This is a genomic window from Verrucosispora sp. ts21, from assembly GCF_002879555.1.
GTDB classification, from domain to species: Bacteria; Actinomycetota; Actinomycetes; order Mycobacteriales; family Micromonosporaceae; genus Micromonospora; species Micromonospora gifhornensis.
On the sequence record NZ_PNOZ01000013.1, the window covers coordinates 51,744 to 70,382 of the forward strand.

The following is an 18,639-nucleotide window of genomic DNA, read 5'->3' on the forward strand; positions in this document are numbered from 1 at the left end:
TCAGGTGGGGAGGAGGGCTTCGGTGAGGGCGGGGAGGAGGAGGGTGATCTGCCATTCGCGGGCGTGGAGGGCGCGTAGGGCGTCGGCGACGGTGGCTTCGGTGATCTCCTCGGGGGGTTGCCAGGCGAGCCGGCGGACCGTGTCGGGGGAGATCAGGTTCTCCGGCGGCAGGTTGTGCTCGCCGGCCAGCCGCAGCACCACCTCGCGGGAGCGGGCCAGCCGGGCGGCGGCAGCCGGATCCCGTTCGGCCCAGCGGTGCGGCGGGGGCGGGCCCTCCACCGTCGGTGCCACCGGCAGATCCTCGTCCGGCAACTGCCGCGCGTCGTCCAGCGCTGCCAGCCAGGTCCGGGCCAGCCGGCGTACCGACCGGCCGCCGAAACCGGGCAGGGTGAGCAACGTCTTCTCGTCCTTCGGGTCCAGTTCCGCCGCTGCCACGATGGCCGAGTCGGGCAGCACCCGGCCCGGCGCCGAGTCCCGGCGGGCGGCGATCTGGTCGCGGGCGTACCACAGGGATCGCACCCGTGCCTGCGCCCGTGCGCCGCGGACCCGGTGGATGCCGGAGGTACGGCGCCACGGCTCGGCGCGTACCCGGGGCGGGCGGGTGCCGGCCTGGACCAGCGCGGCGAACTCCTCCTCCGCCCACTGCGACTTGCCCTGCCGGGTCAGCTCCGCGTCGAGGGCGTCCCGCAGGTCGGTCAGCAGCTCCACGTCCAACGCCGCGTACGTCAGCCAGGACTCCGGCAGCGGCCGGCTGGACCAGTCCGCCGCCGAGTGGTGCTTCTCCAGGCTGTAGCCGAGCAGCTGCTCGGTGAGCGCGGCCAGGCCCACCCGTTCGAAACCGGCGAGCCGGGCGGCCAGCTCGGTGTCGAACAACCGCCGCGGACGCAGCCCCAACTCGGCGAGGCAGGGCAGATCCTGGTTGGCCGCGTGCAACACCCACTCGGTGTCCGCGATCACGGCGTCGAGCGCACTCAGGTCGGGCAGCGGCAACGGGTCGATCAGCGCGGTACCGGCGCCGCTACGCCGCAACTGCACGAGGTACGCCCGTTGGCTGTAGCGGTAGCCCGAGGCGCGCTCGGCGTCCAGGGCCACCGGGCCGCTGCCGGCCGCGAATCGGGCCACCACCTCGGCAAGTTGCTCCGGGACGGTCACCGGCTCAGGGGTGCCCTCGCGAGGGGCGGTCAGCGGCACGGACTCGCCGCCGGTGGATTCGGTCCCCGCGTCCGACGGCTCCGGCCGCGCCGAGGGCGGGGTCTCGATGTCGTTTCCCGTACGGCTTGCGGCGGTCCGACGGCGCAGGGGTGGTTCGTCGGTCACCTGACAACCCTAGTGCGGAAGCGGAACACACCGCGCGCACCCGCCCCCGCCGCGTGTCGACCCGGCCGGTCCGCCGCCCGCGGCTCAGCCGGTGGCGGCGGCTCGGCGGTCGGGCAGGGCGGTGACGCCGGGCGGCGGCAGGCCGGCGGTGGAGGCGAGCAGGGTGCACCAGGCGTACAGGTGCGAGGCGAGGTCCCCGTCAGTCGGTGTCCACGAGGCGCGGATCTCGATGTCGGCGGTCGCGGGCGGACCGGCCAGATCCCCGAACCGGTTCGACATCGTCTGGGTGACCGTCCCGCCGATCGCCCGGTAACCCGCATCCTGGGCGTCGAGGGCATCGGTGAGCCAGGTCCAGGCGACCCCCGGCAGCAGCGGGTCGGCGGCCAGATCGCTCTCCAACTCGGCGGTGACGTAGGTGACCAGCCGCAGGGTGCCCTGCCAGGCCTCGTGTCCGACCGGGTCGTGCAACAGGATCAGCCGCCCGGTGGTCACCTCGTCGCCGTCGCGCAGCACTGAGGCGGAGAGCGCGAAGGCGTACGGTGCGAGTCGTTGCGGGGCGCCGATCTCCTCCAGGTCGATCTCCGGCCGGGGTGTCGCCGACCGGAGCCCGGCGACCGCGCGGGCGAAGGTGTCCGGAAGCGCGATCGGGGGGGCCATGTCCGCAGCCTAAGCCGCCACCCGCCGCCTCGCTGTGACGGCACGCCGAGGATCGACTCGCCGTTGATCACTTGTCGGCTCGCGCCGATCCGGTCCGCGTCGGCTGTTAACAGGGGACCCCTGCTCTACCGCAGGCGTTAACAAGGTGCCCTTCCTTCCGTGTCACGTCACAAAGTGGGCGGTGGGGGAGGGAGACGGGTGCAGCGCGTGGCACGATGGCCGCGATGACCACCGACACCACGGGCGCCGCTGCCCGAGACGACGCTTCCCGCCCCGGCGGGCCCGCCGACTCGCCCTTCGTGCGGGCGTGTCGTCGTCAGCCCGTCCCGCACACCCCGGTCTGGTTCATGCGCCAGGCCGGCCGGTCGCTGCCGGAGTACCGCGAGATCCGGGCCAACGTGGCGATGCTGGAGTCCTGCCGCCGCCCCGACCTGGTCACCGAGATCACCCTCCAGCCGGTACGCCGGCACAAGGTGGACGCGGCGATCCTGTTCAGCGACATCGTGGTGCCGGTCGCCGCCGCCGGGGTCGACCTGGACATCGTGCCGGGCACCGGGCCGGTGGTGGCCGAGCCGGTGCGTACCGCCGCCGACGTGCAGCGGATCCGCCCGATCGGTCGCGACGACGTCCCGTACGTCGACGAGGCGGTCCGGATGCTGGTCAAGGAGTTGGGCGACGCCCCGCTGATCGGCTTCGCCGGTGCGCCGTTCACCCTGGCCAGCTACCTGGTCGAGGGCGGGCCGTCGCGCAACCACGTCAAGACCAAGGCCCTGATGTACGGCGACCCCGAGCTGTGGCACGCCCTGGCCGGCCGGCTCGCCGAGGTGACCCTGGCGTTCCTGCGGGTGCAGATCGCCGCCGGTGTCAGCGCGGTGCAGCTCTTCGACTCCTGGGCGGGCGCGCTCTCCGAGGCCGACTACCGCCGGTTCGTGCTGCCGCACTCGACGACCGTGCTGTCCGGCCTGGCCGACGCGGGGATCCCCCGGATCCACTTCGGGGTGGGCACCGCCGAGCTGCTCGGCGCGATGGGTGAGGCCGGGGCCGACGTGGTCGGCGTGGACTGGCGTACCCCGCTGGACGTCGCGACCCGGCGGATCGGGCCCGACAAGGCGGTGCAGGGCAACCTCGACCCGTGCCTGCTGTTCGCCCCGTGGCCGGTCATCGAGGCCGAGGTGCGCCGCATCCTCGACGAGGGCCGCGCCGCCCCCGGGCACGTGTTCAACCTCGGACACGGGGTGCTGCCGGAGACCGATCCGGAGGTGCTCACCCGAGTGGTCGCCCTGGTGCACGAACTGTCCGCCCGCCCCGCCGAGGGGGCCTGACCGCCATGGCGTCGCGGTGGCGGGTGGCGGTCGTCGGCGGCGGCATCGCCGGCCTGGCCGCCGCGGTCCGGTTGCGCGACCGCGCCCCCGAAGACACCGAGATCATCGTGTACGAGCAGTCCGGCGCGCTCGGCGGCAAGCTGCGTACCGGTGAGCTGCTCGGCGGGCCGGTGGAGTTCGGTGCCGAGTCGTTCCTGATGCGGGATCCGGCCGGCGGCGACTCGGCGGTGGTGACCCTGCTCCGCCGCCTCGGACTGGCCGAACGGATCGTGCACCCCACCGTCGGGCAGGCGGCGCTCGCCGTCGACGGCCAGTTGCGCCCGATCCCCGGCGGCACGCTGATGGGCGTACCCGGGGATCTGGAGAAGGTGGCGACGGTGGCCCGGCCGACCCCGCAGGCCGACCACGACGACGGCGCGCCGATGCTCGGTGACAGCGACGACGTCTCCGTCGGCGCGCTGGTCCGCGCCCGGTTCGGCGACGAGGTGGTCGACCGGCTGGTCGACCCGATGCTCGGCGGCGTGTACGCGGGCCGGGCCGACGACCTGTCCCTGGCCACCACCATGCCCGCCCTGGCCCGCGCCGCCCGCACCCGGCACACGCTGCTCGACGCGGTCCGGGCCGCGCAGGCCGCCGCACCCCGCTACACCGGCCAACCGATCTTCGGCACCCTCGACGGCGGGCTGAGCACCCTGGTCGAGGCCGCCGCCACGGCCAGCGGGGCGACCATCCGCACCAACGCCGCGGTCCGTGAACTCACCCCGACCGGCACCGGCTGGCGGCTGACCGTCGGGCCGACCCGCGACCCGGAGCACGTCGACGTCGACGCGGTGGTGCTGGCGGTGCCGGCCCGGCCGGCGGCCCGGCTGCTCACCGACGTGGCCGACGCGGTGGCGGCCGAGATCGGCGGGCTGGACTACGCAAGCGTCGCGCTTGTCACCCTGGCCCTGCCCGAGCCGACGCTGCCGCAGCTGTCCGGCTTCCTGGTGCCCAGCACCGAAGGGCTGCTGATCAAGGCGTCCACGTTCTTCACCACCAAATGGGGGCACCTGCGTCGCGACGACGGGGTGGCGCTGGTGCGCGCCTCGGTGGGCCGCTACGGCGACGAGGCCCAGCTCCAACGCTCCGACGAGGACCTGGCCGCCACCGTGCACCGGGAGTTGTCGGCGGTGCTCGGCACCCCGCTGCCCGCCCCGATCGGCGGGCACGTGCAGCGCTGGGGTGGGGCGTTGCCGCAGTACACCCCCGGCCACCTCGATCGGATCGCCGCCGCGCGGACCATCCTGCGGACGGCGCATCCGACGCTGACGTTGGCCGGTGCCGGCTACGACGGCGTGGGCATCCCGGTCTGCGTCCGCTCCGGCGAGACGGCGGCCGAGGAGATCATCACTGCATTGGGAGGATCGGCGAGATGACCGAGCAGAGCAACGCGGCCCGGCTGAAGGAACTCAACTCCACAATCCGCTACACCATGTGGTCGGTGTTCCGGGTCAGCGCCCCGCTGCCGTCGCTGCGCGACAACGTCACCGGCGAGGTCGAGTCGCTGATCGAGGAGTTGGCCGGCAAGGACGTGGTGGTCCGGGGCACGTACGACGTGGCCGGGCTGCGCGCCGACGCCGACCTGATGATCTGGTGGCACTCCTCGTCCAGCGACGCCCTCCAGGACGCCTACCTGCGGTTCCGGCGTACCACGCTGGGGCGGGCGATGACCCCGGTCTGGTCGCAGATGGCGCTGCACCGGCCGGCGGAGTTCAACAAGAGCCACATCCCGGCCTTCCTCGCCGGTGAGGAGGCCCGCGCCTACCTGTGCGTCTACCCGTTCGTCCGCTCGTACGACTGGTACCTGCTGCCCGACGCCGAGCGGCGGGAACTGCTCGCCGAGCACGGCCAGATGGCCCGGGGCTACCCGGACGTACGCGCCAACACGGTGGCCTCGTTCGCGCTCGGCGACTACGAGTGGATGCTCGCCTTCGAGGCCGACGAGCTGCACCGGATCGTGGACCTGATGCGGGACCTGCGCGCCTCGCGGGCCCGGCTGCACGTCCGCGAGGAGGTGCCGTTCTACACCGGCCGCCGCCGCTCGATCGCCGACATCGTCACCGCCCTGGCGTGAAAGGAAGGGCACCTTGTTAACGCCTCGTGCATAGCAAGGGCCCCCTGTTAACACTCACCGGCGCCGACGGGCCGACGCGTCAGCGTCGGCCCGTCGGTCGGCCGGGCGGGGCCGCACCCGAGGGAGATGGGCGCGACCCCGCTCGGGATCAGGTGGTGGCCGTACAGGTCAGCGTGGGTGCGCTGGCACTGGAGCCGGAGGCCAGGAAGCCGAACGTGGTGCTGGCTCCGGAGCCGAGGCTGCCGTTGTAGCTGACGTTGGTGGCGGTCACCGTCGAGCCGCTGGAGCTGAGCGTGGCGTTCCACGCCTGGCTGACCTGCTGACCGTTGGCGTACGTCCAGGTCACCCGCCAGCTGCGGATGGCCGCGCTGCCCGCGGTCACAGTCACCTCACCCTGGAAGCCACCGGACCAGCTGTTGGTCACCTGGTACGTCGCCGAGCAGGCACCCGTCGCCGGCGGCGGGGTGGTGGGCGGCGGGGTGCTGCTGGTCAGGCCGAAGAAGTCGATGGCGGCCCGAGCCATGCCGGTCGACGGCAGGCTGTGCCCGGCGCCCTGGATGGCGTACGCCTCCACCCGCACCGTGCCGGTGGAGTCGGCGAACTGACGCCGGTTCCAGCTCGCCTGCGGGGTGTCCGTGCGGGTCGGGTTCTGGCTCAGCCCGGCCACGTTGGTCCACTGCTCCACCGACTCCTGCAGGAGCTGGAAGGGAATCAGGTTGTCGTTGGTGCCGTGCCACAGCTGCACCCGCGGGCGAGCACCGGTGTAGCCGGGGTACGCCTGCCGGACCGCGTCACCCCACTGCTGCGGGGTCCGGTCCATCCGGCCGTTGACGCACTGGCTGTTGGTGGGCGGGAAGTCCGCGGCGTTGGCGAAGCAGTTGAACGGCACGCCCATGAACGCCGCACCGGCCTTGTAGACGTCCGGGTAGAGCGCCATCAGGGCCTGGGTCATCATGCCGCCCGACGAGCTGCCGGTGGCGTACACCCGCTGCGGGTCGCCGCCGTACTGGCGCTGGGCGTAGCTGACCATCGACATGATCGACACGGGGTCGCTGCCACCGTTGCGCACCTTCGAGGCGGCGGACCACACGTCGAAGCAGTTGCCGAAGCCGGCCTGCTGGGTGGCGGTGGGGTAGATGACCACGAAGCCGTACTGGTCGGCGAGGCGGCCGAACTCACTGCCGGAGTAGAACCCGGGGCCGTTGCCGCCGCAGCCGTGCATGGCGACCACGACTGCGGGATTGGCGGGCCGGACGTCCGGCACGTAGATGTGCATCCGCATGTTGCCCGGGTTGGTGCCGAAGTTGGTCACCTCGACCAGGGACGCGGCGGAGGCCGGTGACGGGGCGAAGAGCACGCCCGTCACGGCGAGAAGGGACGCGGCAGCCAGGGATCCCAGCGCCGCTACGGTTCGTTTCACGTCCACCTCCATGGACTACGACAGCGCGCCGGACCGGGCCACGGCAGGTAAGCGTGGACCGAGGACGAGGACCGGCGTCGCGATGCGCGAGGTGCTGCCCTACGGAGCTGGTGTCCGTCCACCTCGCCGTGCCAACGGTGCAATTCGTGCCAATCCGCTGCTTCGCGTGTAGCCAAAGTATGGGCGTGCACCATGGGTCGGAGCAAGATGCTTGTGAATATCGATAATTCCGGTCATCCATGATCGCGGTTCTCCACGGTCGGTTTTCCGGCCGGTCGACCGCCGTGGGTCGGCGGCCTCGGGTGGGGTCGAGCAGGGGCGCGAGGTCTGCGATGATCTGGCGGTGACGGGGGTGGATGAGCCAGTAGCGACCGCGCAACCGGCCGGCTCAGAGTCGACGGGCGCGGTGTCGGCCGGTCTCGAGCCGACCGCTGCGGAGTCGACGGGCACGGGCGGTCTGGGTGGCCGGTACTGGCGGTTGTGGTCGGCGTCGGCGGTGTCCAACCTCGCCGACGGGATCGTCAAGATCGCCCTGCCGCTGGCCGCCGTCGGCTACACGACCTCGCCGGTGCTCGTCGCCGGGGTGGCCGCCGCGTTCAGCCTGCCGTGGCTGCTGTTCGCCCTGCCGGCCGGCGCGCTCGTCGACCGGCTCGACCGGCGGCGGGTGATGCTGGTCGCCAACAGCCTCCGGGCGGCCCTGCTCGGCGCGCTGGCCCTGGCCGTGGCCCTCGACGCCGGCTCGATCTGGTTGCTCTACGTGGTGGCCTTCGGCGCGGGCACCGCCGAGACCCTGTACGACACCTCGGCCCAGTCGATCCTGCCGCAACTGGTCCCGCGCGCGATGCTGCCCCGCGCCAACGGACGGCTGTACGCCGTCGAACTGGCCGCCAACCAGTTCGTCGGCCCGCCGTTGGCCGGATTCCTCGTCGCCGGCGGAGTCGCGTACGCGATGCTCGGGCCGGCCGGGCTCTGGGCGGCCGCAGTAGTGGCCCTGCTGCTGGTCGGCGGCCGGTTCCGGGTGGCGCGGCAGGGCACGAGCACACTGCGCGCCGACATCGCCGAAGGCGTACGGTTCCTCTGGCGACACCGACTGCTGCGGACCCTGGCGCTGATGGTCGGGGTCAGCAACCTCACCACCACGGCCACGTTCGCGGTGCTGGTGCTGTACGCGGTCGGGCCGAACTCGGCCATCGGGCTCAGCGAGCCGGGCTACGGCCTTCTGCTGACCGCCTTGGCGGCGGGCATCGTGCTCGGGTCACTCGTCGCCGCGAGGATCGAGCGGCTGCTCGGCCGGGCCCGCGCGCTCGGCGTCGCGATGATCGCGATCGCGGTCGTCGTGGGCGCTCCGGCGGTGAGCACCAACCCGTTCGTCCTCGGCGGAATCTTCTTCGTCGGCGGGATCCTGCTCACCTCCTGGAGCGTCATCACGGTCTCGCTGCGCCAGCAGATCACCCCGGACCGCCTGCTCGGACGGGTCAACAGCGGATACCGGCTGCTGGCCTGGGGGAGCATGCCGCTGGGGGCGTTGGTCGGTGGCGGGCTCGCCGAGGTGTTCGGCCTCCAAGCGGTCTTCGTCATCATGGGCGTGCTGGCCCTGATCCTGCTGGTCGGCATGTTCTGGGTCACCGATGCCGCCATCGACGCCGCCGAACGCGCTGCCGCCTGATCGCCGGAGCGTCAACCGGGCAGACATCGGAGGTATCGGTTGCGGCGGCCGGCTCCGCTCATGGCTGCGAGGCCGCTGCGACCGACCCTTCTCGGCGTACGGGATCGTGGATTCTTTTCGGATGAGTTCCGGTCGGGGTCTTGCCGGTGCTCGATGATCCGGATAGAACCAGGGCGATAGATCCGATGTCTGGCCGGAGGGGGCACGGTGAAGCTACTGCGAGTGGGGGCGGTCGGGCAGGAGCGGCCCGCCGCACTGGACCGGGCCGGCCGACTGGTCGACCTGTCCGGCCTGGTGTTCGAGATCGACGGGGCGTTCCTCGGCGGGGACGGCATGGCCGAGGTCCGGGCGGCGGTGCACGGCGGCACGCTTCCCGAGGCCGATCCCACGGCCCGCATCGGTGCCCCGATCGCCCGACCAGGCAAGATCGTCTGCGTCGGGTTGAACTACTCCGACCACGCCGCCGAGACCGGCGCGAAGCCGCCCGCCGAGCCGGTCCTGTTCATGAAGGCGTCGAACACCGTGGTCGGGCCGAACGATCAGGTGCTCATACCTCGGGGCAGCCGGAAGACCGACTGGGAGGTCGAGCTAGCCGTCGTCGTCGGCCGTACCGCCCGCTATCTGGCGAGCCCGGCCGAGGCGTGGGACTGCGTCGCCGGGTACACGATCTCCAACGACGTCTCGGAGCGCGAGTTCCAGCTGGAACGCGGCGGTCAGTGGGACAAGGGGAAGTCCTGCGAGACGTTCAACCCGCTCGGCCCGTGGCTGGTCACCGCCGACGAGGTGCCCGACCCGCAGCAGTTGGGCCTGCGGTGCAGTGTCAACGGCATCCTGCGCCAGGACGGCAACACCAAGAACATGATCTTTGGGGTGGCCGAGATCGTCCACTACGTCAGCCAGTTCATGGTGTTGGAGCCGGGCGACGTCATCAACACCGGCACCCCGGCCGGGGTGGCGCTCGGGATGCCCGAGCCGAAGCCGTACCTGCGCGGCGGTGACGTGATCGAGTTGGAGATCGACGGGCTCGGTCGGCAACGCCAGCCGGTCGGTACCGCGTGAGCAGGGAGTTCGCCGGGCTGTCGGCCGTGGTGACCGGCGGGGGATCGGGCATCGGCCTGGCGGTGGCCGAGCTGCTCGCCGCGCGGGGGGCCGCGGTGGCCTGCCTCGACCTCGACCCGTCGCACGTGCCCGCGCCGCTGCACGCCATCGCGTGCGACGTGGGTGACGCCGACTCGGTGAACGCGGCGGTGCGTGCCGCCGTGGACCGGCTCGGCGGGCTGGACATCCTGGTCAACAACGCCGGTGCCGGTGCGCAGGGCACCATCGAGGCCCAGTCGGACGACGAGTGGCACCGGGTGTACGACGTAAACGTCGTCGGCATCGTCCGGGTCACCCGGGCGGCCCTGCCGTACCTGCGGGTCTCCGCGTCCGCCGCCGTCGTCAACACCTGCTCGATCGCGGCGACCGCCGGCCTGCCCGGCCGGGCCCTCTACAGCGCCACGAAGGGTGCGGTGCAGGCGTTGACCCTCGCCATGGCCGCCGACCACGTCGGTGAGGGCATCCGGGTCAACTGCGTCAACCCCGGCACCGTCGACACCCCGTGGGTACGCCGCCTGGTCGACGCCGCCGACGACCCCACCGCCGAGTACGCGGCCCTGCGTGCCCGCCAGCCCATCGGACGGCTGGTCACCCCGGCCGAGGTCGCGGCGGCGGTCGCCTACCTGGCCAGCCCACTGGCCGCCGCCACCACCGGGACCGTGCTCGCCGTCGACGGCGGGATGCACGGGCTGCGGCTGCGCCCACCGACCACCACCCCCACCGCAGAATCGAGGCAGCAATGAGACGGCTCGGCCACTCGCAGGTAACCGTCAGTCCGCTCGGCTTCGGCGCGGCCGGCATCGGCAACCTGTACCGGACCGTCGACGAGCAGGGGGCGCACGCCGCCCTCGACGCGGCGTGGGAGGCGGGTATCCGCTACTTCGACACCGCCCCGCACTACGGCCTCGGCCTGTCCGAACGCCGGCTGGGCGCCGCCCTGGCCGACCGGCCTCGCGCCGAGTACACCGTGTCCACGAAGGTCGGACGGCTGCTGGTGCCCTCGCCGCAGACCGCGCACCTGCGTGACGAGGAAGGCGGCTTCGACGTGCCGGCCGACCACGTCCGCGAGTGGGATTTCAGCGCCGACGGGGTCCGCAGGTCGCTGGAGTCCAGCCTCGACCGGCTGGGTCTCGACCGCATCGACGTGGTGCTGCTGCACGACCCCGACGACCACTGGCAGCAGGCGGTCGAGCAGGCGTACCCGGCGTTGCACGACCTGCGGGCGCAGGGCGTGGTGGGTGCCATCGGCGTCGGTATGAACCAGTGGCAGATGTTGCACCGGTTCGTGGTGGAGACCGACGTCGACACCGTGATGCTCGCCGGCCGGTACACGCTGCTCGACCAGTCGGCGCAGGAGCGCCTGCTGCCCGCCTGCCAGGAACGCGGGGTGTCGGTGCTCGCCGCCGGGGTCTTCAACAGCGGCGTGCTGGCCACCGAGGAGCCAGGCAGGATGTACGACTACCGTCCGGTGCCGCAGCCGGTGTACGACCGGGCGGTCCGCATCGCCGCCACGTGTCGGCGGCACGGGGTGACCCTGCCGCAGGCGGCGATGGCCTTCGTGGCCCGGCATCCGGCGGTGGCGACCGTGGTCGTCGGGGTCAAGAGTGTTGAGCAGGTGGTGCGTAACGCCGACCTGCTCGCCAAGCCGGTGCCCGACGCGCTCTGGGACGACCTGGCGGCCGAGGGCCTGCTGACGTCCTGAGACGGTCAGCCGGGTGCCGGCTCGACAAGCACGTCCTGCCCGTCGACCCGGACGGCCACCGGGTCGCGGCGGGGTGTGCGGTCAGCGGTGATCGTGAAGTCGGTGACCCGGCCGGCCCGCCAGACACAGTCGACGCGGTAGCCGCCTCGGGCCCGCAACCCGGCGAAGCTGCCGTCGGGCCAGTGTGGTGGCAGCGCGGGCAGCAGGTGGATGGTGCCGTCGTGGCTCTGCAGCAGCATCTCGGCGATCGCCGCGGTGATGCCGAAGTTGCCGTCCAGTTGCATCGGCGGGTGGGTGCACAGCAGGTTGTCCAGGGTGTTGTGCCGCAGCAGCCCGCGGAGCATCGTCCATGCCTGCGGTGCCTGGCCCAGCCGGGCGAAGATCGCCGCCCGCCAGGGCCAGGTCCACGACCGGCGGCTGTCGCCGGTGACAGTGGTGTCGCTGACCGGGCCGCCGTCGTGCCGACCGCAGCGGGCCGTCAACGACACAAGCGCGGCGGCCGCGAACGCCGGTGACCCCGTCGGGGTGATCTGGCGGCCCGGATAGACGGCGAACAGGTGCGAGGTGTGGCGGTGCCGGTCGTCCGGGTCGTCGCGATCCTCCCGCCACTCCTGGAGCTGACCCCACCTGCCGATCCGGTCCGGTGCGAGCCGCGATCGCAGGTCGGCGACGGTGGCCTGGTAGTCGTGGTCGACGTCGAGGGCGGCGGCACAGTCGAGGTAGTTCTGGAACAGGTCCCGGATGATCTGGTGGTCGTACGGCACGCCGTCCTCACGTGGGCCGTGTTCCGGTGACCAGCCCTGCGGCGCGACGAGCGTGCCGGTGCCGTCGTCGACCAGCCGGTCGGTCCAGAACTCGCAGACCTCCTTGATCATCGGGTAGGCGGTGTTCCGCAGATAGCCGACGTCCTGACCGAAGGCCCAGTGTTCGTAGAGGTGCTGGGCGTACCAGGCGCTGGCGACGGTGTTCCACTGCCACGAGTTGCCGCCGAAGATGCTCTGGCTGGTGCGGGCCGTCCAACCCCGGGTGCGCGCGCCGAAGGCGTTACGGGTGGCGACCCGGCTCGGCACCGCCACCTGCCGGACGAACTCGACGAGTGCCCGGTGGCTGTCGCCCAGGTCGGTGGTCTCGGCGCACCAGTAGGCCATCTGGACGTTGATGTTGGTGTGGTAGTCCGCCGCCCAGGGTGGCTGGTTGCTGTCGTTCCACAGCCCCTGCAGGTTGGCGGGCAGGCCACCGGGCCGCGAGGAACTGTGCAGCAGGTACCGGCCGAGCACGAACATGGTCTGTTCCAGTTCGGGGTCGACGCCGCCCGCGCGGTAACGGGCCAGCCGCTCGTCGGTCGGCAACGCCACGACCTGGTCGGCGCTGGCACCCCAGCTCACCCGTACCCGGTCGGCCACCGTCCTGCTCTGCGCACGATGTGCCGCCCGCAGCGAGGCGTGGGGCTGTCCGGCCGCCGCGTCGAGCGCCGCGCGCACCGCCGGCTCCGGGTCCGCGCCCCGCCACCGCGCGGCGGCGTCGAGCCGGTAGTCGGTACGCGCGTCCAGCAGCAGCGTCAGCCGGGTCGCCGACCGTACCCGCAGGCGGTGGCCGTCGGTGGTGACCTGCCCGTCGGTGGCCGCCACCCGGACGGCCGCGGCGTACCGCAGCCCGTTTCCCAGCATGCCGCGAAAGGCGATGGTCGCGGCGTCCGCGGTCGCGGTCGCGTCCTGCGCGCTGGTCAGGGTGATGTCGCAGTCGAGCGCGTCGGCCCGCTCGGCTACGTAGTGCAGGACGAGCAGATCGGCGGTACGACTGGCGAACGCCTCCCGCCGGAGGACTCGACCGGGCGTACCGAAGCGGGTGGTGTGGATGCCGGTCTCCAGGTCCAGCGTCCGGCGGTAGTCGACGTCCGGCTGCTGGTGGGCGTGGAAGCACAGGTGCAGGTCACCGAAGGCCAGGTAGCAGCCGAACCCGGTCATGCTCGGGTCGAATACGTCGTCGGGCTGCCCGGCCACGGCGTTGTCGTAGTCGTCGACCCCGGCCCACAGGCTCTGCTCGTTGAACTGGATGCGTTCGTGGTCGGGCTGACCGAAGAGCATGGCACCGAGGCGGCCGTTGCCGATCGGCAGGGCCTGGGACTGCCAGTCCACGGCGGGCCGCCGAAACCAGAGCAGATGCCGGCCGGTCGGGGTGGCGGCGGGTTGATCGGTGGCTATTGCCGGGACAGTACCGGCTGATGTTCGCGGCCGACAAGACGTACCGGTGTTTCCGGTTTGACGGCTCTGAGCTGCCGCACTAGGGTCGTACGCATGATCATCGCTTTCATGCGCCTGCGTTCCGCCTGAGGCGGCGCGCGTCGCACCGGTCGTTGACCGGTGCCTCGTCGGCCCGGTGACGCCCTCACCCCCGGTGAGTGGCCCGGGCCCGGTCCGCGTCGCCTCTTCCCTCGGATGACACGTCTCTCCGACTCGACGGGACCTATCTCGAATGCGTAAACCAGCTCATATCGCCATGGTCGGCTGCACCGCGCCGAGCCACATCTACCCCTCGTTGGCGCTGATCCGCGAACTGGTCGACCGGGGACACCGGGTGACCTACGTGGTCGGCGAACCGCTCACCGGCCTGGTCGCGCCGACCGGCGCCGAGCCCATCGCCCACCCGACGATCCTGCCGCAGGGCGACACGCCGTGGCCGGAGGACCCGGCCACGGCCATGCGGGTCTTCCTCGACGAGGGCATCGCGGTGCTGCCGCAGTTGACCGCACGCTACGACGCGGACCGGCCCGACCTCGTGCTCTACGACATCGGCGGCCTGCCAGGCCCGCTGCTGGGTGAGCGATACGGCGTGCCGGCGGTGCAACTGTCACCGACGATGGTCGCCTGGACCGGCTACCAGCAGGACATGGCCGAGTTCTTCACCGCCCTGACCTCCTCGGCGTCCGGGCGGGACTACTACGCCACCTTCGACGCCTGGCTGGCCGACCACGGCATCCACCAGGATTCGCGCACCTTCCTCACCTTTCCCCAGCGGGTGCTGTCGCTGATCCCACGGGTGATGCAACCCCACGCCGACCGGGTGCCGGAGACGGTCCGGTTCGTCGGCCCGTGCCTGGACCCGGCCCGGCTCACCGAGCCGGGATGGACGCCGCCCACCGACGGGCGGCCGGTCCTGCTGGTCTCCTTCGGTACGGCCTACAACGACCAGCTGCCGGTGTACCGGGCCTGCCTGGAAGGGTTCGCCGACTCGCCGTGGCACGTGGTCATCGCCATCGGTGACAAGGTCGACCCGGCGGACCTGGGACCGCTGCCCGGCAACGTCGAGGCGCATCGCCGGGTGCCGCAGCTGGTGGTGCTGGCCCACGCCTCGGCCTTCGTCACCCACGCCGGCATGGGCGGCTGCACCGAGGCGCTCTGGTTCGGGGTGCCCACGGTCGCGATCCCGCAGGCGGTCGACCAGTTCGCCAACGCGCAACAGTTGGCCGATGCCGGTCTCGGTCGGCTGCTGTCCGCCGAGGAGGTCACCGCCGAGACGCTGCGCGCGGCCGTCGACGCGGTCGCCGCAGACACGGCGCTGCGCGGCCGCCTGACCGAGGCCCAGTCCGAGGTACGGGCCAACGGCGGCACCGCCAAGGCGGCGGACGCGGTCGAGGACTACCTCACCGAACGCTGACCCGACCCGCCCTGCACCATGTCGGCCCGCTGTCGAGAACCCCTCGGCAGCGGGCCGGCGTGCTGCCGATGATGCGGTCCCGGCCTGCTGGCGGCGGTCCCCGTCCCGGCGGGATACCGACTGGCGGCGGTCCCCGTCCCGGCGGGATGCCGATGATCAAGGCCGTGAGGTGCCGGAGTACGGTGAGGCGAGGGCGCGTCACGGACCCCGGAGACCGCCCCTGAGCAGGTACGGAGCGAACGAGAGCGGGGGCCGATGGCTGAGGTGGTGTTGCGGCCGATGACGGCCGCGGACGCCGACCGGGTGCTGGCGATCTATCAGGCCGGGCTGGACGGTGGGCAGGCCAGCTTCGAGACCGTCGCCCCCACCTGGGCGGCCTTCGACGCCGGGCGGTTGCCGGCGCACCGCCTGGTGGCGGTCGACGACGCCGGAACGCTGCTCGGTTGGGTCGCCGTGTCGCCCACCTCGACCCGGCCGGTGTACGCCGGTGTGGTGGAACACTCCGTCTACGTCGACCCGGCGGCACAGGGCCGGGGAGTGGCCCGCCTGCTGCTCGACGGCCTGATCGCCTCGACCGAGGCGGCGGGCATCTGGACCATCCAGTCCGCGGTATTCCCGGAGAACACCGCCAGCCTGACGTTGCACAGTCGGGCGGGATTCCGGGTGGTCGGCGTCCGCGAGCGGGTGGCCCGCCACCACGGCCGCTGGCGCGACGTCACGCTGCTGGAACGGCGCAGCCCGGTCGTCGACTGACCCGCGGTGATCGACTCCGTTTCGGCGTGATGGCGGCTTCGGGCGCACCCGGTCACCGCCATCGCGCCGAAACGCAGTGCCTCACCCGACGGACGTCAGGCCCGTGCGTCGTCGGGCCGCCAGGCCCAGGGCCACGTCGACGGCCAGGAAGCCGAGCAACGTCACACCGAACCACGGCAGGGCCCAGCCCAGCGCGGCGACCAGCGGCACGCCCGGCAGCAGCGCCCACCAGGGCAGTCCGCGCAGGGCACCCCGGGCAGGCGGGGCGCCGACAAGGGCCCGCCGGTCGACCCGGGTGGGGCGGCGCTGCCACCACATGCGGTAGCCCCAGACGATGACGCAGAGCAGACCGATCGCGAGGGCGGCCAGCAGGATCTGGTTGACCAGGCCGAACAGCACACCCATGTGCGCCTGGATGCCGAGCGCGCTGAGCTTGGCCAGCAGTGGCCAGTCGGCGTAGTCGCTGCGCGCGGTCACCGTACCGGCGTCGGGGTCCACTGCCACCCGGTCCCAGCCGACCGGCCAGGTGTTGTCGGTCTGGGCGACCACCCAGGCCTCGCCGGCCTCACCCGGGCTGATCTCGACCGGCCCGTCCAGCCCGGCGTCCCGGGCCACCGCGAGCACCCGGTCGAAGGTCGCCGGTTCGGCCGTCGGCGACGGTGCGCCGCCGTGGTGGTGTTCCCCGCCACCGTCAACGGGAGCGGCGGTGAGACTCGTGGACAGGGTCGGGCGGGCGGCGTCGAGCGCGGTCAGGCCGGCGGAGAAGTTGCCGCCGGCGAACCGGGACCAGGTCAGCCCGGTCGCCGAGAGGACGAGCAGGCCCACGGCGAGCCAGACGCCGAGAGTGGCGTGCCAGCCCCGGGTCCGGCGTACTCCGCGCCCGGTCGACAGGTCCGGCACCAGCAGGTGCCGTACCCGTCCCCGCCCGGTGGCGCGGCGACGCCACCACAGGATGATGCCGCCGAGCGCCAGCACCCACAGCCAACTCGCGGCGATCTCCGAGTAGTGCCGGCCGACGGCACCGAGGTGCAGGTTGCGGTGCAGGTCGTCCAGCCAGGTGGTGACCGGGGTGGAGCCGAACCAGGTGGTCAACTGCCCGGCCACCGTGCCGGTGTACGGGTCGACGTAGACGGTGTGCTGCTTGTCGCCCAACTCCGGCAAGGCGAACACCACAGCTGTCGTACGGTCTGCGGTGCCGGGTGACACGGCCACGAGGCTGCCGTCCGGGTGGGCCGCCCGCGCGGCGGTGATCTGCTCGGCCAGTGGTCGTGGCTGCTCGCCGCTGGTGGTCACGATCAGCTGGTCACCATGCAGCGCCCGGTCCAGTTGCGGCGTGACGGTGTACGCCAGGCCGGTCAACGCGGCGACCACCAGGAACGGGGCGACCAGGACGCCGGCGTAGAAGTGCAGCCGCACCAGCAGCGCCGCCAGCGGGGACGACCGCCGTTGCGGCCGACCCGACGGTGGCTCGACAGTGGACGGCTCGGGAGCGGAATCCGGCGGGCCGGAGACGTCGGTCAGAGACATGCACTTTTCCGATCGGAGTAGGAGCCTTCTGTAGCCTGGCCCGTGCCCTTCGGGTCAGTGATGCTGCGTCTCGCCCGGACGCCCGTCGCTACGGGTACCTAGTCGGACAGCAGACGACTCCGGTTCCCGCCATCTGCGGGTGCTGTTAAGAAGGGCACCTTCCTCTACCCGAGGCGTTAATAAGGTGCCCTTCCTTCAGACGGTCGGCAGGCCGACGTAGTTTTCGGCGAGGCTTGTGGCGTACGCGGGGGAGGTGGTCAGGTAGCGCAGCGCCGACGACTGGAGTTTCGCCTCGTACGGGTCGTCGGCGTTGAGGCGGTGCAGCATCGACGTCATCCACCAGGAGAACTGCTGCGCCCGCCAGACCCGACGCAGGGCGGTACGCGAGTAGTCGTCGAGCAGGTCGGTGCGACCGTCGGCGTACCAGGCGGCGAAGGCGTCACCGAGCAGCGCCACGTCGGCCAGGGCCAGATTCATGCCCTTCGCGCCGGTGGGCGGCACGATGTGCACGGCGTCGCCGGCCAGGTACAGCCGCTGCCACTGCATCGGCTCGACCACGAAGCTGCGCAGCGGGGTGATCGCCTTCTCCAGCACCGGCCCCTCGTTGAGGCTCCAGCCCGGCACGGTCTCCAACCGGGTCCGCAGCTCGGCCCAGATCCGCTCGTCGGGCCAGTCGGCGATGTCCTCGTCCGCCGGGACCTGCAGGTAGAGCCGGGAGATCTCCGGCGAGCGCATGCTGTAGAGGGCGAAACCCCGTTCGTGGTGGGCGTAGATGAGTTCGTCGACCGCCGGCGCGGCGGCGGCCAGGACGCCCAGCCAGGCGAACGGGTAGGTGCGTTCGTAGGTGTGCAGCACCCCGTCGGGGACGGCCGAGCGGCTCACCCCGTGGAAGCCGTCGCAGCCGACCACGAAGTCGCAGTGCAGTTCCTCGTCGCGCCCCTCGTACCGGTAGTGCACCACCGGCGACGGCGACTCCAGCCCGGACAACCGGGTCGCCTCGGCGGAGAACAGGATCGTGCCACCGGCGGCCAGCCGCGCGGCGATCAGGTCCTTGACCACCTCCTGCTGCCCGTACACGGTGATCGCCCGGCCGGTCAGCTCGGTCATCGCCACCCGGTGCGACTCGCCGTCGAAGCGCAGCTCGATGCCCTCGTGGCGCAGGCCCTCCCGGTCCAGCCGGTCGCCCAGGCCGGTGGCGCGCAGCAGGTCGACCGAGCCCTGTTCGAGCACGCCGGCACGCACCCGGTGTTCCACGTAGTCGCGGCTGCGGCTCTCCAGCACCACCGAGGAGATGCCCTGCCGGTGCAGCAGGTGCGACAGCATGAGACCGGCCGGTCCCGCTCCGACGATGCCGACCTGGGTACGCATCCGTGCCTCCTTGATCGTCGGCGACCTCGTCGCCGTCTCCCA

General features: G+C 72.3%; 15 protein-coding genes. 9 read left to right on the plus strand and 6 right to left on the minus strand.

All coding sequences use genetic code 11. The features are described 5' to 3' along the window. Both C1A38_RS07890 and C1A38_RS07895 read right to left on the minus strand, forming a co-directional pair. Positions 1 to 1,317, minus strand: coding sequence for a ribonuclease D (locus C1A38_RS07890; protein WP_102657169.1), 1,317 nt, complete (start codon positions 1,315 to 1,317; stop codon positions 1 to 3). 84 nt (positions 1,318 to 1,401) lie between these two features. Next, positions 1,402 to 1,974, minus strand: coding sequence for a DUF3000 domain-containing protein (locus C1A38_RS07895; RefSeq protein WP_102657170.1), 573 nt, complete (start codon positions 1,972 to 1,974; stop codon positions 1,402 to 1,404). 224 nt (positions 1,975 to 2,198) lie between these two features. Between C1A38_RS07895 and hemE the strand changes: the two genes are divergently transcribed. The 3 genes from hemE to hemQ are packed head-to-tail and all read left to right on the plus strand — an operon-like array spanning position 2,199 to position 5,409. After that, positions 2,199 to 3,296, plus strand: a complete 1,098-nt coding sequence (gene hemE, locus C1A38_RS07900; protein ID WP_102657171.1) for a uroporphyrinogen decarboxylase — start codon at positions 2,199 to 2,201, stop codon at positions 3,294 to 3,296. A gap of 5 nt (positions 3,297 to 3,301) precedes the next feature. Further along, the gene (hemG, locus tag C1A38_RS07905; RefSeq protein ID WP_102657172.1) at positions 3,302 to 4,711 is read left to right on the plus strand and encodes a protoporphyrinogen oxidase; all 1,410 of its coding nucleotides are present in this window, start codon (positions 3,302 to 3,304) and stop codon (positions 4,709 to 4,711) included. Then, a complete protein-coding gene (gene hemQ / locus C1A38_RS07910; RefSeq protein ID WP_013732330.1) occupies positions 4,708 to 5,409 on the plus strand; it encodes a hydrogen peroxide-dependent heme synthase in 702 nt (233 codons plus the stop codon). The genes hemG and hemQ overlap by 4 nt, the downstream gene beginning before the upstream one ends. A gap of 148 nt (positions 5,410 to 5,557) precedes the next feature. Here hemQ and C1A38_RS07915 read toward each other — a convergent pair whose 3' ends face one another. After that, complete coding sequence (locus C1A38_RS07915; RefSeq protein ID WP_102657173.1) at positions 5,558 to 6,841, minus strand: extracellular catalytic domain type 1 short-chain-length polyhydroxyalkanoate depolymerase; 1,284 nt, start codon at positions 6,839 to 6,841, stop codon at positions 5,558 to 5,560. A gap of 394 nt (positions 6,842 to 7,235) precedes the next feature. Between C1A38_RS07915 and C1A38_RS07920 the strand changes: the two genes are divergently transcribed. From C1A38_RS07920 to C1A38_RS07935, 4 genes are all read left to right on the plus strand, one after another. Next, the gene (locus tag C1A38_RS07920) at positions 7,236 to 8,495 is read left to right on the plus strand and encodes an MFS transporter (protein WP_233196704.1); all 1,260 of its coding nucleotides are present in this window, start codon (positions 7,236 to 7,238) and stop codon (positions 8,493 to 8,495) included. Between the two features lie 207 nt (positions 8,496 to 8,702). Continuing rightward, positions 8,703 to 9,554, plus strand: coding sequence for a fumarylacetoacetate hydrolase family protein (locus C1A38_RS07925; RefSeq protein WP_102657174.1), 852 nt, complete (start codon positions 8,703 to 8,705; stop codon positions 9,552 to 9,554). Further along, positions 9,551 to 10,336, plus strand: coding sequence for an SDR family NAD(P)-dependent oxidoreductase (locus tag C1A38_RS07930; RefSeq protein WP_102657175.1), 786 nt, complete (start codon positions 9,551 to 9,553; stop codon positions 10,334 to 10,336). Before C1A38_RS07925 ends, C1A38_RS07930 begins: the two co-directional genes overlap by 4 nt. After that, positions 10,333 to 11,295 (plus strand): aldo/keto reductase, encoded by a 963-nt coding sequence (locus C1A38_RS07935; protein ID WP_102657176.1) that lies wholly within the window; start codon positions 10,333 to 10,335, stop codon positions 11,293 to 11,295. The genes C1A38_RS07930 and C1A38_RS07935 overlap by 4 nt, the downstream gene beginning before the upstream one ends. Positions 11,296 to 11,300: 5 nt before the next feature. On the opposite strand, the gene C1A38_RS07940 is transcribed toward C1A38_RS07935, so the two are convergent. Continuing rightward, positions 11,301 to 13,769 (minus strand): glycoside hydrolase family 95 protein, encoded by a 2,469-nt coding sequence (locus C1A38_RS07940; protein ID WP_353505511.1) that lies wholly within the window; start codon positions 13,767 to 13,769, stop codon positions 11,301 to 11,303. Between C1A38_RS07940 and C1A38_RS07945 the strand changes: the two genes are divergently transcribed. Both C1A38_RS07945 and C1A38_RS07950 read left to right on the plus strand, forming a co-directional pair. After that, a complete protein-coding gene (locus C1A38_RS07945) occupies positions 13,768 to 14,949 on the plus strand; it encodes a macrolide family glycosyltransferase (protein ID WP_233196698.1) in 1,182 nt (393 codons plus the stop codon). The two genes, C1A38_RS07940 and C1A38_RS07945, sit on opposite strands and share 2 nt — an antisense overlap. Positions 14,950 to 15,204: 255 nt before the next feature. After that, positions 15,205 to 15,702, plus strand: a complete 498-nt coding sequence (locus tag C1A38_RS07950; protein WP_102657179.1) for a GNAT family N-acetyltransferase — start codon at positions 15,205 to 15,207, stop codon at positions 15,700 to 15,702. Positions 15,703 to 15,783: 81 nt separating this feature from the next. On the opposite strand, the gene C1A38_RS07955 is transcribed toward C1A38_RS07950, so the two are convergent. Further along, the gene (locus C1A38_RS07955) at positions 15,784 to 17,229 is read right to left on the minus strand and encodes a PepSY-associated TM helix domain-containing protein (protein ID WP_013733696.1); all 1,446 of its coding nucleotides are present in this window, start codon (positions 17,227 to 17,229) and stop codon (positions 15,784 to 15,786) included. A gap of 195 nt (positions 17,230 to 17,424) precedes the next feature. After that, complete coding sequence (locus tag C1A38_RS07960) at positions 17,425 to 18,597, minus strand: 4-hydroxybenzoate 3-monooxygenase (protein WP_102657180.1); 1,173 nt, start codon at positions 18,595 to 18,597, stop codon at positions 17,425 to 17,427. Between the last annotated feature and the right edge of the window lie 42 nt (positions 18,598 to 18,639).

What these genes read in the sequence shown, in the direction of transcription:
- C1A38_RS07895 (WP_102657170.1), bottom strand. Translation starts at nt 1,974, where the DNA reads ATGGCCCCCCCGATCGCGCTTCCGGACACCTTCGCCCGCGCGGTCGCC.
- hemE (WP_102657171.1), top strand. Translation starts at nt 2,199, where the DNA reads ATGACCACCGACACCACGGGCGCCGCTGCCCGAGACGACGCTTCCCGC.
- hemG (WP_102657172.1), top strand. Translation starts at nt 3,302, where the DNA reads ATGGCGTCGCGGTGGCGGGTGGCGGTCGTCGGCGGCGGCATCGCCGGC.
- hemQ (WP_013732330.1), top strand. Translation starts at nt 4,708, where the DNA reads ATGACCGAGCAGAGCAACGCGGCCCGGCTGAAGGAACTCAACTCCACA.
- C1A38_RS07915 (WP_102657173.1), bottom strand. Translation starts at nt 6,841, where the DNA reads ATGGAGGTGGACGTGAAACGAACCGTAGCGGCGCTGGGATCCCTGGCT.
- C1A38_RS07935 (WP_102657176.1), top strand. Translation starts at nt 10,333, where the DNA reads ATGAGACGGCTCGGCCACTCGCAGGTAACCGTCAGTCCGCTCGGCTTC.
- C1A38_RS07945 (WP_233196698.1), top strand. Translation starts at nt 13,768, where the DNA reads ATGCGTAAACCAGCTCATATCGCCATGGTCGGCTGCACCGCGCCGAGC.
- C1A38_RS07950 (WP_102657179.1), top strand. Translation starts at nt 15,205, where the DNA reads ATGGCTGAGGTGGTGTTGCGGCCGATGACGGCCGCGGACGCCGACCGG.
- C1A38_RS07955 (WP_013733696.1), bottom strand. Translation starts at nt 17,229, where the DNA reads ATGTCTCTGACCGACGTCTCCGGCCCGCCGGATTCCGCTCCCGAGCCG.
- C1A38_RS07960 (WP_102657180.1), bottom strand. Translation starts at nt 18,597, where the DNA reads ATGCGTACCCAGGTCGGCATCGTCGGAGCGGGACCGGCCGGTCTCATG.